This window comes from Maribacter sp. C-4077 (genome assembly GCF_055378385.1).
Window position 1 is genome coordinate 579,698 of the sequence record NZ_AP038807.1, and the last position, 13,553, is coordinate 593,250.

General features: G+C 40.4%; 15 protein-coding genes. 8 read left to right on the forward strand and 7 right to left on the reverse strand.

What is annotated here, in order from left to right; all coding sequences use genetic code 11:
* Positions 1 to 62 precede the first annotated feature (62 nt).
* The 7 genes from ACZ41C_RS02545 to ACZ41C_RS02575 form a co-directional block, all read right to left on the reverse strand.
* The gene (locus ACZ41C_RS02545; RefSeq protein ID WP_464564098.1) at positions 63 to 1,232 is read right to left on the reverse strand and encodes an acyl-CoA dehydrogenase family protein; all 1,170 of its coding nucleotides are present in this window, start codon (positions 1,230 to 1,232) and stop codon (positions 63 to 65) included.
* 4 nt (positions 1,233 to 1,236) lie between these two features.
* Positions 1,237 to 2,112 carry a ComEA family DNA-binding protein gene (locus ACZ41C_RS02550; protein ID WP_464564100.1) on the reverse strand — a complete coding sequence of 292 codons (876 nt, stop codon included), beginning with the start codon at positions 2,110 to 2,112 and terminating at the stop codon, positions 1,237 to 1,239.
* A gap of 17 nt (positions 2,113 to 2,129) precedes the next feature.
* On the reverse strand, positions 2,130 to 3,803 hold the full coding sequence (locus ACZ41C_RS02555) for an alanine/glycine:cation symporter family protein (protein ID WP_464564102.1): 1,674 nt from the start codon (positions 3,801 to 3,803) through the stop codon (positions 2,130 to 2,132).
* A 78-nt stretch (positions 3,804 to 3,881) separates the two neighbouring features.
* The gene (locus tag ACZ41C_RS02560; RefSeq protein WP_138259551.1) at positions 3,882 to 4,895 is read right to left on the reverse strand and encodes a potassium channel family protein; all 1,014 of its coding nucleotides are present in this window, start codon (positions 4,893 to 4,895) and stop codon (positions 3,882 to 3,884) included.
* Positions 4,896 to 4,897: 2 nt separating this feature from the next.
* The gene (locus tag ACZ41C_RS02565) at positions 4,898 to 5,125 is read right to left on the reverse strand and encodes a PspC domain-containing protein (protein ID WP_138259550.1); all 228 of its coding nucleotides are present in this window, start codon (positions 5,123 to 5,125) and stop codon (positions 4,898 to 4,900) included.
* Between the two features lie 10 nt (positions 5,126 to 5,135).
* The gene (locus ACZ41C_RS02570) at positions 5,136 to 6,416 is read right to left on the reverse strand and encodes a DUF2851 family protein (protein WP_464564104.1); all 1,281 of its coding nucleotides are present in this window, start codon (positions 6,414 to 6,416) and stop codon (positions 5,136 to 5,138) included.
* Positions 6,417 to 6,474: 58 nt separating this feature from the next.
* Positions 6,475 to 6,786 carry a rhodanese-like domain-containing protein gene (locus ACZ41C_RS02575; protein ID WP_464564106.1) on the reverse strand — a complete coding sequence of 104 codons (312 nt, stop codon included), beginning with the start codon at positions 6,784 to 6,786 and terminating at the stop codon, positions 6,475 to 6,477.
* A 132-nt stretch (positions 6,787 to 6,918) separates the two neighbouring features.
* On the opposite strand from ACZ41C_RS02575, the gene ACZ41C_RS02580 reads away from it, so the two are divergent.
* From ACZ41C_RS02580 to ACZ41C_RS02615, 8 genes are all read left to right on the forward strand, one after another.
* The gene (locus tag ACZ41C_RS02580; RefSeq protein ID WP_138259547.1) at positions 6,919 to 7,365 is read left to right on the forward strand and encodes a MarR family winged helix-turn-helix transcriptional regulator; all 447 of its coding nucleotides are present in this window, start codon (positions 6,919 to 6,921) and stop codon (positions 7,363 to 7,365) included.
* Between the two features lie 4 nt (positions 7,366 to 7,369).
* Positions 7,370 to 8,002 carry an NAD(P)H-dependent oxidoreductase gene (locus ACZ41C_RS02585; protein ID WP_464564108.1) on the forward strand — a complete coding sequence of 211 codons (633 nt, stop codon included), beginning with the start codon at positions 7,370 to 7,372 and terminating at the stop codon, positions 8,000 to 8,002.
* 35 nt (positions 8,003 to 8,037) lie between these two features.
* Positions 8,038 to 8,619 carry a YceI family protein gene (locus tag ACZ41C_RS02590; protein WP_464564110.1) on the forward strand — a complete coding sequence of 194 codons (582 nt, stop codon included), beginning with the start codon at positions 8,038 to 8,040 and terminating at the stop codon, positions 8,617 to 8,619.
* 230 nt (positions 8,620 to 8,849) lie between these two features.
* On the forward strand, positions 8,850 to 10,247 hold the full coding sequence (locus tag ACZ41C_RS02595; protein ID WP_138259544.1) for an anthranilate synthase component I family protein: 1,398 nt from the start codon (positions 8,850 to 8,852) through the stop codon (positions 10,245 to 10,247).
* Positions 10,248 to 10,826, forward strand: coding sequence for an anthranilate synthase component II (locus ACZ41C_RS02600; protein ID WP_154920742.1), 579 nt, complete (start codon positions 10,248 to 10,250; stop codon positions 10,824 to 10,826).
* A gap of 97 nt (positions 10,827 to 10,923) precedes the next feature.
* On the forward strand, positions 10,924 to 11,919 hold the full coding sequence (gene trpD / locus ACZ41C_RS02605; protein WP_464564112.1) for an anthranilate phosphoribosyltransferase: 996 nt from the start codon (positions 10,924 to 10,926) through the stop codon (positions 11,917 to 11,919).
* Positions 11,920 to 12,018: 99 nt separating this feature from the next.
* On the forward strand, positions 12,019 to 12,801 hold the full coding sequence (trpC, locus tag ACZ41C_RS02610; protein ID WP_464564114.1) for an indole-3-glycerol phosphate synthase TrpC: 783 nt from the start codon (positions 12,019 to 12,021) through the stop codon (positions 12,799 to 12,801).
* An 8-nt stretch (positions 12,802 to 12,809) separates the two neighbouring features.
* Entirely contained in the window at positions 12,810 to 13,550 is a 741-nt protein-coding gene (locus ACZ41C_RS02615) for a phosphoribosylanthranilate isomerase (RefSeq protein ID WP_394347777.1), read from the forward strand.
* Positions 13,551 to 13,553 lie beyond the last annotated feature (3 nt).

Below are 13,553 nucleotides of genomic sequence, written 5' to 3' on the forward strand. Positions count from 1 at the left end.
CAAAGATAATAACTAATTTCACATGGACAACATTAATGCCTAATTTGAACAGGAAATTGTCATTAATTCGTTGTAGGCCGATATTCTTTTTTATCTATGATGATCTTTGCAATAATTTCCCGCAATATCTCAGAGGTTCCACCACCAATAGGGCCCAATCTACTATCCCGTAACAAACGGGCCATGGGGTAATCCTCAATGTATCCGTAACCACCCAGAAATTGCAGGCATTCATAAGCGACCTCATCGGCCATTTTTGTGGATTTAAGCTTGGAAATGGTCGCCTCCTTTACAACGTATTCCCCTTTGTCCAATCGGCCTGCCACAAAATAATTATAATGTTTACAAATTTCCATATCGGCATGAAGGTCCACGATCCTATGACGCAAAGCCTGAAATTGATCGATGGTCTTGCCAAACGCCTCCCGTTCGGACATATATTGCAAGGCATATTCCAAGGCATATTCCGCCCTTGCATGTGCGTTGATTCCCATAACAAGACGTTCGAGTGCGAAGGCTTCCATAATATATGAGAATCCCATACCTTCCTCGCCCAATAAATTTTCTTCAGGGATTTCAACATTGTCGAATGCTAGCTCGGCGGTATCCGAAGCCCTCCATCCTAGTTTGTTAAGCTTATTTGCAGTTACGCCCTCCGCTTTTCTATCGACGACAAAAATACTAATCCCTTTATTCCCTGCCGAAGCGTCCGTTTTGGCTGCCAGGATAATATAGTCTCCATAAACACCATTTGTAATGAATGTTTTTGACCCGTTTATTACATAGGTATTGCCCTTTTTTATCGCCGTGGTTCTCATACCCGCGACATCACTTCCGCCATAGGGTTCAGTTACACCAAGACAACCGATCAATTTACCAACCGCGCTGGGCTCAAGATATTTTTTCCTGATATCCCCTTTTGCCCTCTTGTTCAAATACGTCATGGCCAGATAAGCGTGTGCCCACATTGCGGCCGCGAAACCACCGGAATTTATCTTTTGCAGTTCCTCTAAAAATATAACCGTATAAAAAAGATCCAGGCCTAAACCGCCATCTTCTTCCGGTGTAGCGAGGCCAAAATATCCCATTTCGCCAAACTTCTCCCAAATAAATCTTTCGATGGTACCGGTCTGCTCCCATTTTTCAATATGCGGTACTACTTCTTTCTGCAAAAAATCCTTTAGGCTTTGCCTAAATAAAAGATGTTCTTCAGTGAAGTACATATTCTCCATAGCTTTATTTTTTGAGCGACAAATATAAAGGAAATCTATTTATCCGATTGGTTGGAAAATTCTCGATTTGTCGCAATTCATCGAAGGAAGTTATTTCGCCGTTCTCTTCCCGAAACCTGACAATTCCCTCAGCGAGGCTTCTAGAAATATAGCCTATTTTAGATAATTCCCGTGCGCTGGCGGTATTGATGTTGACCTTTTCAATTTCTGGTGCTTTCAATACCTTATATCTTTCAATGACACGTGCGGCAACCTCGTGTTCCAGTCCAAAAACATCGTACAATTGATCATCCAACAAAAACCCGCCCAATCTGTCCCTGAACTTTATGATTCTTTCAGAAAGTAAATTTCCTACACCGCGTATCTCCATTAATTCTTGAACGGTAACTTGGTTTAAATCCTTCAGCGCAATATCAAGGGGGATCTTACTTTTTTCGATAACCTTGGGATTCCTATCAGTGATGCCACTATTTTTGACCCACTCCGGAAACTTGAAATATGGTGACAGCCTATTCAAAAGAGAATCCGAAACCCCCGTTACCTCTTGAAATTCTTCCGTGTTGTTTATAAACCGATTTTGCTCCCTGAACTCGTGAAGACGATCTATCTCCTCTACAGACATCCCCAAGGTGTAGCCTTTATAGTCCGAAATAAAATTTGGATTGAAGGGGAATATCACCAAATTATCCCGCTTTTTGGTTTCCTCTTTAAGCGCATCTATCTTACCTTGGATTTCCTTATCCAGATGTAAAGAATGGGTAGCCACACTGGAAGACCGCTTGTAAAACCAAAAGGCACCTTGAACAATGATGATGATCAACAACAAAAAGAAAATCCCACTTCGCTCTTGTTTTGTAAACTTTATGTGGGATTTTCTCAATGTTATTCAATTAATCACTATTCCGTAACTGCTTTTACTTTGAGCCTTATTGCGTCCATGTATCTTTTTAACTCTCCTTTTACTTTTGGCGCCAAGATTACTATCCCTATCATATTAGGCACCATCATACCAAAAATCATGGCATCTGAAAACCCAATTACGGAACTCATACTCGCGGATGCTCCCACGATAACGAATAAACAAAAAATGATTTTATAAGTGTACTCCGTTTTCTTAGTTCTCCCAAAAAGATATGCCCACGCCTGATAACCATAATAAGACCAAGAAATTTGCGTACTAAAGGCAAAAAGGACCACGGCCACCGTTAATACATAGGGGAACCAACTAATAACGGAACCAAAAGCACCGGAAGTCAATAAGATAGCATCTGCATCGTTCAACCCAGCATTACCTGGATCTACATTTCCAGTAATGATAAGTACCAAAGCGGTCATTGTACATACTACCACAGTATCTATGAAAGGCTCCAAAAGAGCAACAAGGCCTTCGGAGGCAGGGTATTTTGTCCTAACTGCAGAGTGGGCAATTGAAGCTGACCCAACACCTGCCTCATTGGAAAAGGCGGCCCGTCTAAATCCTTGGATCATAACACCCACTGCCCCACCAACAATTCCTACAGGTGCAAAGGCCCCTTGGATAATTTCATTAAAGGCCCAACCGATCATATCAAATTTGGCCACAAGGACGAAAATAGATGCACCCACATAAATAATGACCATAAACGGAACGATTTTATCCGTAACCTTGGCAATGGATTTGATACCTCCTATTATTACAATACCGACCAAGATGGCCATAACAACACCGAAGGCCCATCTGTAGCCATATAAGAAAGATTCCGTACCTCCGGTCATATTTTCAAAGAGCTGTACCGCTTGATTCACTTGAAACATATTTCCCCCACCAAATGAACCACCAATGCACATTATAGCGAAAGCACCAGCCAATATTTTTGCTAAAGTTTTGTTTTTTAAACCTTTATTTAAATAATACATAGGACCACCAAATATGGTTCCATCCTTACCTACGTCCCTGTACTTAACTCCCAAGGTACATTCCACAAATTTGGAGGCCATTCCCAAAAGTCCGGCTATAATCATCCAAAAAGTCGCACCTGCACCGCCTATTGAAACTGCCACGGCAACACCAGCTATATTTCCCAAACCTACTGTTGCAGATAGCGCCGCAGTAAGTGCTTGAAAATGGGAAACTTCCCCACTCGAACTCTCATCCCTTATGGTATCCAGAATATCTCCGTCAACCACAATTTCATCCTTGTTGTCTGCCAAGTGCTTGTCCAAACTTTCCACTTTGTTCATATCTACACCTGCGGCAATACCCTCTTCCCCATATAATTCCTTGGCACCGTATTTTTCAATATCCTCATACTTACCCATTACCACCTTTATGGCAGTCCACACACCAGTGAAATTGATAAATTTGAAGTAAAATGTAAAAAAACCTGCACCAAGAATAAGTGGAAACAATACCCAATAAATTTTTATGTTCTCAGAAAAAGGTATTTGATAAAAAATAAAGTTTACGAACCAACCAGTAAGATCTCCGAAAACTTGATCAATTTTTTCATCTATTCCAATTTCTTGGGCCTCTTGGGCCATGGATATAAGTGGTAATAGGAACGTACAAAAACTCAGAAGTCTATACTTCATATTCTTTTTTGGATTTTTTAGTTAGTTAGTTTGGCAATATCACAAAAAAAATGAACCCAATCAAATTATAACGTTGAATTAACTCAACTCAATATGGAACATTTCGTTCAACTTTCGAATTTGCTCTGGCCGGCCCAAAACAATCACCTTACTTTTTGGCTGTAACGGAAGGTCTGCTTCCGGATTTATTATATATTCGCCATCAGGTGCGATGTATCCAATGATGGTACACCCGGTTTTTCTGCGCAAATCCAAATCTCTTAAGGAGCTACAATCCATCTGATCGGAAAAATCCTCGATGGCAACTTCCTCCAGATTCGTTGTATGCTCCCCTTCCACGGAGAGTTTATCCATAAACGTTATAAGATCGGGCATAACGACCAATGAGGCCATATGGTCCCCCCCTATTTTATCCGGCATTATCACTTTATTGGCTCCTGCCAACTGTAGTTTCCGTTGAGAGGTTACCTGGGAAGCCCTGCTAATTATAAAAAGGGTGGTATTTAATTGCCGTGCCGAAAGCACCACGAACAGATTGGCCGCATCGTCCGGCAAGGTGACAATCAAGTATTTTGCCCTATCAATTCCTGCCGCTAGCAAAACCTCATCTTCGTTGGCATCTCCCTCCATAAAAAGAATATCGTCATCGTATTTTTCCAAAAGCTCCTTGTCCCGTTCGATTACTACGAACGGCTTTTTGTAGGCTTTTAGCCTTTCTGCAGCCTGCATTCCGTTTCGACCAAAACCACAGACTACTACATGGTTTGATAATTTATCGATCGTATTTTTCACTTTTTTCAATTTTAATTTTTGCGGACTGTTTCTACTCAAAAGATATTCCGTTATAACGGAAATGGCAAAACCAAAGATAAAAACACTGGTGACTATTAGGACGACGGTGAAAATCTTTCCTTCGATATCCATGGGGCGTACTTCGGAAAAGCCAACTGTCGTCACCGTAATTATGGTCATGTAGAGAGCATCTATCCATGAATAATCGGCTATATACCGGTATCCCAAAACCCCAAAAAATAGGACCACTACCATTAATAATAGGGCTACATATAGTTTGGAACGAAAGAGCTTTATCATGATTATAAATCAAATACGGAAGTTCTTTTGGTATAGATCAAATCCTTAATCTTTAACCAAAATGCCAAAAACAAGTACAGGGCAAATCCAAATCCAAGGGTTACGAAGGTCAGGTAAATGAAGGAAGTTCGTACCACCCTTGCCCTAATTCCGAGTCGGTCCGCAATCCTTCTACATACCTCAAAACCCCTTTTCTGAAGATAATGCAACAAATTATATAAAATGTCCATAAAAGTAAAATTAGGATTTTAAATTCAATAATCTGTTCCCAACGGCACAGTCAAGACATTTATTCTTGGTACAATAATTAGTGTACAGTTGTAGGATTGCCTGACTTTCAAAAGCCGTACCCACATGAACGCCCAAAAGTTTGAAATTCCCAATGACACCATTTTTTTCTTCGCCTAAATCTTTCATTATGGAAAGTAAGGAATCTGAATTGTAGTTGCCCTTATGTCTGAAATAACAGAACCGTAAGGGAATAATCGTATTTATAATCAAAAGGTCCACAAAACTTTTCGATATAATTTTGGGCGACTTTTGGGATTCCTTGCCAAAATTGTAATGGGTATCCCAATAGGAACTGGCCTTTACCTTGAAGAGGCCATAAAGTTCGATTTCAGGAATATGTATTAGGTCTTGGAACAAATTATGGGAAGAGGCATACAACATCGCAAATTGGGACAAGCGTATGGTTGGAAAATTTGGCGGTCTTAATTTAAAGAAGGAAACGTTTGAAATTGGAATATTCCCCAATTCATATTTGGCATTTAAAAACCTGTATGTAGTCTGCAGTTCCTTATAATAAAAGTCTAGCCCTTCTTCAGATTCCAATAGCCCTGCCATCCCAAATAACAAGCTTTCCAATTCCAAGGGTTTACCCAGTAAGTGCCTTACCTTGGCAAAATCCAAATTCTGGCCTAACTGGAAAAAGGCGTCTCCATTTATTTTTGAGCCGAAGTTTTTCAACAACAAGGTAAACAATACTTTTTCCCAGTCATTTTTAAAGGTTTGAAGAAGATTCTCGATTACCTTGGATTTTTCCTCCAAGCGTTCCAGAAACATACGCTCCAGCCAATTATTGAATTCGAATTCCGGGATTTCTGCAATGTTCTTTTCGCAATTGATAAATTTCCCTGAATTGGCCTTCATCAGTTCCCGATATGTTGCCATCAAATGGGTATCTATTCGATTTTTTAGTTCTAAGGTAGGTATTTCCGTACCATCTTTACGGTATACCGATATATCATCGTTCCAAACAACATGTAGTATAACATTATCATAATTCGAATCCTTCTCATGATGGTGCGCGTACCAGTCCGATGCATTTATATGGATTTCAACGTTCCCCGCCCAAAGCTGATCTCCAATCCGTACCTGGGCATTAAAAAAATCGGGGCCACGCAAATGATTGTGGGAACCTGTATTGATTATGGAGAGATTATCCCCATTCGTGGTCCTTAATCCCTGTTGGGGATACTTTTTAAAATTCCAGATGTAGTGCAACAGGTCTTCGCGCATGATAGAATAAAAAAGACCCGCTAGATACGGGTCTCCAAGTTAAGAATTTAAATCCATTTTACTCGGCCACTTCGCCTTCCCAATTCATAAATCCTCCCTCCAGATTAAAGGCGTTTTCAAAACCGAGACTGTTCATTATGGCACATGCCTGACCAGATCTGTTGCCGGACCTGCAATAAACGTAGTAGTTCTTTGATTTGTCCATCTTTTCAAGTTCATCTATAAATCCTTGACCTTTGTAAATATCGATATTGACCGAATTGGGTATAAACCCTTCCTCAACTTCGGTATCGGTACGTACATCCAAAATGATTGCATTGTCGTCCTGCTCTAGCCTAGAGGCCCATTCCTCTTGCGATAAGTCTGCCATAATAGTTTTTTTCAAAAATAACGGATCTATTTGAAATCGGTCAAAAATAATTTTAACAAAAAATTAAATCGGTTGGATTAGGATAATTCCTTTGAATCAACATACATTTGTATATACAAATATTGTTTGTACATGAACGTTGAGAAAATCATAAAAACAAAAAAAGAAATTCCCTTGGAAGCGAGGACCATCATCCATCTGACATTGGTTACCAACAAGATCAATGAAATGATGTCGGCCTCGTTAAAACCCTTTGGAATTTCCATTCAACAGTTCAATGTGTTGCGCATTTTAAGGGGCCAGGAAAATAAGCCTGCCAACCTATCCACCATAAATGAAAGGATGGTCACGAAAATGAGCAATACTACAAGGTTGGTTGACAAATTGTTGGCCAAAGATTATGTCATCAGAAAAATATGTCCGCAGAACAGAAGGAAAGTAGAAATCAAAATCACTACAAAGGGTTTGGATGTTTTAAATGAAATCGATGGCATAAAATTTGAAATGGAAAAGGACATTCTTAAGAACTTTTCTACGACCGAGTTAAAAGAGTTAAATAGTCTATTGGATAAATTTTAAGGAAATGAAGGACATTATACATGATTTGAATTGGCGCTATGCTACCAAAAAATTCGATACAACCAAGAAGGTTAATTCGGAGGATTTGGAAACACTTTTGGAAGCAACTAGACTGAGCGCCTCATCCTATGGCCTCCAACCTTACCATATTTTCGTAATCGAAAATAAAGAACTCAGGGAAAAATTAAAACCTGTCACATGGAACCAATCACAAATAACGGATGCCTCCCATGTCATCGTGTTTGCCAACAAAAATTCTTTTGGTGAGGATTTGGTAGACGACTATTTGGACAATGTGGTTCTGACCCGGGGCATTACCCACGAAGCCGTTAAAGGGTATTCGGATTTTATGAAGTCAAAACTAATGGGACTCCCCAATGAACACAAAAATAGCTGGACGGCCAGGCAGGTATATTTGGCCCTTGGTAATTTAATGACCGTGGCCGCCTCCATGAAAATTGATACTTGCCCCATTGAAGGTTTTGAGAATGAAAAGTACAATGAAATATTGGGGCTGAAGGAAGCCAACCTAAATGCTTCGGTCGTATTGGCCATTGGCTACAGGGCGTCATCCGATGAAACCCAGCACCTACCAAAAGTTCGTTACCCAAAAGAAAGATTATTCACCCATTTATAAACAAAAATTAGTATTCAAACATTTAAATTAGAAACATGAAAAAATCAGTTTTAAGCATTGGATTGGCTCTAGTATTCGGATTTTCCGCAACGGCCAACTCCCCAATCGACGGAGAGAAGAAAGAAGTGAACGTTAGCGAAAGTAAAATTACTTGGAAAGGGTATAAAGTGACCGGTTCCCACGAAGGAACGATCAACCTTAAATCCGGCCATTTGGAAATGGACGGCAACAAACTAACGGGCGGTGAGTTTGTGGTGGATATGACTTCCATTACCAACTTGGACATGGCCGCAGGTGAAGGAAAGGAAAAATTGGAAGGACACTTAAAATCTGACGATTTCTTTGGTGTTGAAAACCACCCCACCGCAAATTTGGTAATCACTTCCGCAGAATCCATGAACAAGAACTCCTATTCCGTGAAGGGAGACTTGACCATCAAAGGAAAGACAAATCCTGTAACCTTTGTGGTTTCTATTTACGAAAATAAGGCCACCGCTACCCTAAAGGTAGACAGGGCAAAGTATGACGTTCGTTATGGTTCCGGAAGCTTTTTTGACAATCTGGGAGACAAGGCAATTTACGATGAGTTTGATTTGGTTGTTGACTTGGCCTTATAAAATGTAAGACACCTATTTTATATTAAAATCTCTTGGGAAGTTTTTCTTGAGGGATTTTTTTTAAAGAAAATTTGAGACTTTCATTTTCCTTTCTATATTTACACCCATGTTAGTAACAAAAAATATCTGGTGGTGGAACAACTTACGACGGTATTCGTGAGCTGGTTCTCCATGTAAAAAATATAGAGGCTTGTCATCACGACAGGCCTTTTTTAATTTTCAATCGTATCATGTCATTTAAAATTCAGACATTCTCAAAAAAAATTCTTGCGGATACCATAACCCCCGTAAGCGTCTACTTAAAAATAAGGGATAAGTTTCCCAACAGCATCTTGCTGGAAAGTAGCGACTATCATGCCAACGATAACAGTTTTTCCTATATCTGCTGTAATCCCATTGCTTCCATCAAGGTTCAAAATGAATGTATTTCAAAAGAGTTTCCAGATGGTTCCAAGGAAAAGGTTGAAATCGATGCCCATGTGGATGTCATCCATGAAATGGACACATTCGCAAAAAGTTTCAACACCACAAAACAGGATTTTAAGTTCATTACAAACGGTCTTTTTGGTTTTATGGCCTACGACGCCGTTCGCTATTTTGAGGATGTTGAAATTTCCAAAAAACCAGATTCCGTTGAAATTCCGGATATTTTTTATGCCGTTTACAAGAATGTAATCGCCATCAACCATTTTAAGAACGAGGCCTACATCTTTGCCCACTGTTTTGAATCCGAAAACAACATTGCCGAGATTGAGAGACTATTGAACGTTCGCACATTTGCATCCTATAATTTTTCCAAGGAAGGCGATGCCAAAACCAACCTGAAGGATGAAGAGTACAAGGAACATGTGGAACTGGCCAAAAAGCATTGTAAACGGGGCGATGTTTTTCAGTTGGTACTTTCCAGAAGGTTCTCCCAAAAATTCAAAGGGGACGAGTTTAACGTTTACAGGGCTTTACGCTCTATAAACCCTTCACCCTATCTGTTCTTTTTTGATTATGGCGATTTCAAGATTTTTGGAAGCTCCCCTGAAGCCCAACTTATTGTTAAGGAGGGAAAGGCCGAGATACATCCCATTGCCGGTACCTACAAACGTACCGGAAACGACGAAAAGGATGCGGAACTCGCCAAAAAATTAGCCCAGGATGATAAGGAGAACAGTGAACATGTCATGTTAGTGGATTTGGCCAGAAATGACTTGAGCAGAAATGGAAACTTGGTCCAAGTAGACACCTACCGGGAAGTACAATATTTTTCACATGTAATCCATTTGGTTTCAAAGGTAACTGGGATGAAAAAACCGGATATTTCAACGTTGAAAATAGTTGCCGATACCTTTCCGGCCGGCACTTTGAGCGGTGCGCCAAAACATATGGCCATGCAACTGATAGAAAAGTATGAAAAAACCAGTCGGTGTTATTACGGCGGAGCCATTGGTTTTATGGATTTTAACGGAAACTTTAACCACGCCATTATGATCAGAACCTTCCTCAGTAAAAACCATGAACTTCATTTCCAAGCCGGTGCAGGGCTCGTAGCCGCATCCGATGCAAATGATGAACTTCAAGAAACCTATAACAAATTGGGCGCATTAAACAAGGCCCTAGAAATTGCTGAAACTATCTAAATGGCACGGAAGATTTTAATGATAGACAATTACGATAGTTTTACCTTCAACCTTGTACACTATCTTGAGGATTTGGGCCGCGAAGTAATCGTAAAAAGAAATGACCAACTTAGCTTGGAGGAAGTGGATAACTATCAGGAAATAGTACTTTCACCCGGTCCGGGTATCCCGGATGAAGCAGGGCTATTAAAACCCATTATTGAAAAATATGGCCCCTCCAAACGGATTTTTGGGGTATGCCTAGGTCAACAGGCTATAGGGGAGGTTTATGGGGGATCCCTTATAAATTTGGACCAGGTTTACCATGGAGTGGCTACTAAAATAAATATTATTGTTGATGACTATATTTTCGATGGACTTGAAACGGAAATAGAAATAGGAAGGTATCATTCTTGGGTGGTGAACCCTAAATTACCCGAATGTTTGGAAGCAACCTCCCTTGATGAAACTGGACAAATTATGTCCCTAAGACATAAGGTTTACGATATCAGGGCGGTACAGTTCCACCCAGAGTCGGTTTTAACTCCAAACGGAAAGAAGATATTAGAAAACTGGTTAAACGGCCAGAAAAAGAAATAAGATTTTTAGACCTGTCAGGTTTTAAAAACCTGACAGGTCTAACCAACATAAAACAATAAAAAAAGCCCTCCCCCTTGGGGAGGGTTGGGAGGGGCTTATGAAAGAAACACTAAATAGACTCATCAATCACGAAATCCTTGAAAAAGAGGATGCCAAGCAAATATTGGTCAACATCGCCAAGGGCGATTACAACACCAGTCAGATCGCGGCCTTTCTGACAGTGTACATGATGCGAAGCGTCACTATTGAAGAGTTGGAGGGATTCCGTGATGCGCTGCTGGACCTTTGTTTGGCCGTCGATTTATCAGAATACAACCCGATCGATCTTTGTGGAACCGGAGGAGATGGCAAGGACACGTTCAATATTTCCACTTTGGCCTCCTTCGTTACCGCTGGAGCCGGTGTAAAAGTGACCAAACATGGAAATTATGGGGTTTCTTCTAAATGCGGTAGCAGCAATGTCATGGAATTCTTGGGCATCAAATTCAGTAACGAGCCCGACTTCCTTCGAAGATCCATCGATGAGGCCGGAATCTGTGTGCTTCATGCACCACTCTTTCATCCGGCCATGAAAAATGTTGCGCCAATTCGAAGGGAATTGGCGGTAAAGACCTTTTTCAACATGTTGGGGCCCATGGTAAATCCGGCCTTTCCAAAGAACCAAATGGTGGGGGTATTCAATTTGGAATTGGCTAGAATGTACGGCTATCTATATCAAAATACTGACAAGAACTTTACGGTTTTACATGCCTTGGATGGGTATGATGAAATAAGCCTGACCGGCGAAACAAAGACCATATCAAATGGTTCCGAGAATATTCTAAAGCCTTCGGACTTTGGTGTATCTGAAGTGAAAGCCACGGAAATTGAAGGAGGCGAGGACATACCGGAATCGGCACAAATATTTTTGAACGTTCTAAACGGCAAGGGAACGGAAGCACAAAACAATGTGGTATGTGCCAATGCGGGAATCGCTATAAGTACGGTCAATGGGGTATCCCCAAAACAGGGATTTGAATTGGCCATGGAATCCCTAAAAAGTGGCAAAGGACTATCGGCATTAAAGAAATTACAGGAAATAAGCCGATGCTAGATGTTAGATGTTAGATGTTAGATGTTAGATGTTAGATGTTAGATGTTAAAATATATACTTTTCTAATCGATTTTTAAACCATGTATCAAAAATGTATTAATGAATATTCTGGATAAAATAGTGGCGGATAAACGCAAGGAAGTCGCTTTGAAAAAATCGGTACTACCTAAAGCACAGTTTGAAAAATCGGTTCTTTTTGATAGAAACTGCAATTCTTTGGCTGAAGCTTTACGTAACAGTGAAACCGGTATTATAGCGGAACACAAAAGACGTTCTCCTTCAAAATCCACCATCAACCAGAATACCAATGTGGGACAAGTAGCACAAGGTTATCAAAGGGCTGGTGTGTGCGGAATGAGCGTACTAACGGATATAAAATATTTTGGAGGTTCTATTGAGGATCTTTTGTTGGCCAGGGCCTCGGTGGATATCCCGCTCTTGCGGAAGGAATTTATTATCGATGAATATCAGCTCATGGAGGCCAAGGCCTATGGTGCCGATGTTATTTTATTGATTGCCGCCGTTCTCTCAAGAGAAGAAATCAAGAACCTATCCGAATTTGCCAAGTCCCTAGGGCTCGAGGTCCTTTTGGAAGTGCATGACCAGGAGGAATTGGAGAAATCGGTCATGCCCAGTTTGGACATGTTGGGGGTCAACAACAGAAATCTAAAAACATTTGAAGTTAGTTTGGAAACAAGCAAGGCACTATCGGTATTGATACCTGATGACTTTGTAAAGGTTTCGGAAAGTGGCATTAGCTCCATCGAAGCAATAAAAACGTTAAAGGAGTTTGGATACCAAGGTTTTTTAATCGGTGAAAATTTTATGAAGACCGATAATCCAGGAAAGAGTGCCGAAATGTTTATAAAAAGCCTCCTCTAAATCCTTCAATGAAAGAGAATCACAAAAATATGGATACCAGCAAATACAACACAAGCAAAACTTCCTCCCCTTTGGGGAGGGCCGGGGTGGGGCTTAAAATTTGCGGTATGAAATACAATCCTATGGAGGTTGCCACCTTACGACCCGATTATCTGGGATTCATATTCTGGGAACCATCGGCGAGATATTTTGATGGGGAAATCAAAGCTATACCACCGGACATAGAAAAAATTGGGGTGTTTGTAGATGCGGATATATCCTATGTTTTGGACCAAATTGAAAAGTATGACCTTCAAGGGGTGCAATTGCATGGAAATGAGACCCCGGAATATTGTAAGGAGCTTGTAGAATACACCGGAAGACCTGACAGGTTTTTAAAACCTGTCAGGTGTATCAAGGTTTTTTCGGTAAAAGAGAAGTTTGACTTTTCAGTTCTAAAAGAATATGAAGAGGTTTGCGATTATTTTTTATTTGACACCAAAGGAAAACTTCCGGGCGGAAACGGGTATACTTTTGACTGGTCTTTATTGAAAAACTATCCATCCCAAAAACCCTATTTTTTAAGTGGAGGGATTGGGCCGGAAAATGTGGAAGAAATTAAAAAGTTTTTGCAAACACCCGAGTCAAAATATTGTCATGTCCTTGACGTAAACAGCAAATTCGAGGACAGGCCAGGGTTGAAAAATATTGAGAAATTAGAGGAATTTATAAAGGCGTTAGGCATTAGGCAAAAAAGAAATAAAAATTAGCTC

Coding starts and splice junctions, on each gene's coding strand:
- ACZ41C_RS02545 (WP_464564098.1), bottom strand. CDS start 1,232: ATGGAGAATATGTACTTCACTGAAGAACATCTTTTATTTAGGCAAAGC.
- ACZ41C_RS02555 (WP_464564102.1), bottom strand. CDS start 3,803: ATGAAGTATAGACTTCTGAGTTTTTGTACGTTCCTATTACCACTTATA.
- ACZ41C_RS02560 (WP_138259551.1), bottom strand. CDS start 4,895: ATGATAAAGCTCTTTCGTTCCAAACTATATGTAGCCCTATTATTAATG.
- ACZ41C_RS02565 (WP_138259550.1), bottom strand. CDS start 5,125: ATGGACATTTTATATAATTTGTTGCATTATCTTCAGAAAAGGGGTTTT.
- ACZ41C_RS02570 (WP_464564104.1), bottom strand. CDS start 6,416: ATGCGCGAAGACCTGTTGCACTACATCTGGAATTTTAAAAAGTATCCC.
- ACZ41C_RS02575 (WP_464564106.1), bottom strand. CDS start 6,786: ATGGCAGACTTATCGCAAGAGGAATGGGCCTCTAGGCTAGAGCAGGAC.
- ACZ41C_RS02580 (WP_138259547.1), top strand. CDS start 6,919: ATGAACGTTGAGAAAATCATAAAAACAAAAAAAGAAATTCCCTTGGAA.
- ACZ41C_RS02585 (WP_464564108.1), top strand. CDS start 7,370: ATGAAGGACATTATACATGATTTGAATTGGCGCTATGCTACCAAAAAA.
- ACZ41C_RS02590 (WP_464564110.1), top strand. CDS start 8,038: ATGAAAAAATCAGTTTTAAGCATTGGATTGGCTCTAGTATTCGGATTT.
- ACZ41C_RS02595 (WP_138259544.1), top strand. CDS start 8,850: ATGTCATTTAAAATTCAGACATTCTCAAAAAAAATTCTTGCGGATACC.
- ACZ41C_RS02600 (WP_154920742.1), top strand. CDS start 10,248: ATGGCACGGAAGATTTTAATGATAGACAATTACGATAGTTTTACCTTC.
- trpD (WP_464564112.1), top strand. CDS start 10,924: ATGAAAGAAACACTAAATAGACTCATCAATCACGAAATCCTTGAAAAA.
- trpC (WP_464564114.1), top strand. CDS start 12,019: ATGAATATTCTGGATAAAATAGTGGCGGATAAACGCAAGGAAGTCGCT.
- ACZ41C_RS02615 (WP_394347777.1), top strand. CDS start 12,810: ATGAAAGAGAATCACAAAAATATGGATACCAGCAAATACAACACAAGC.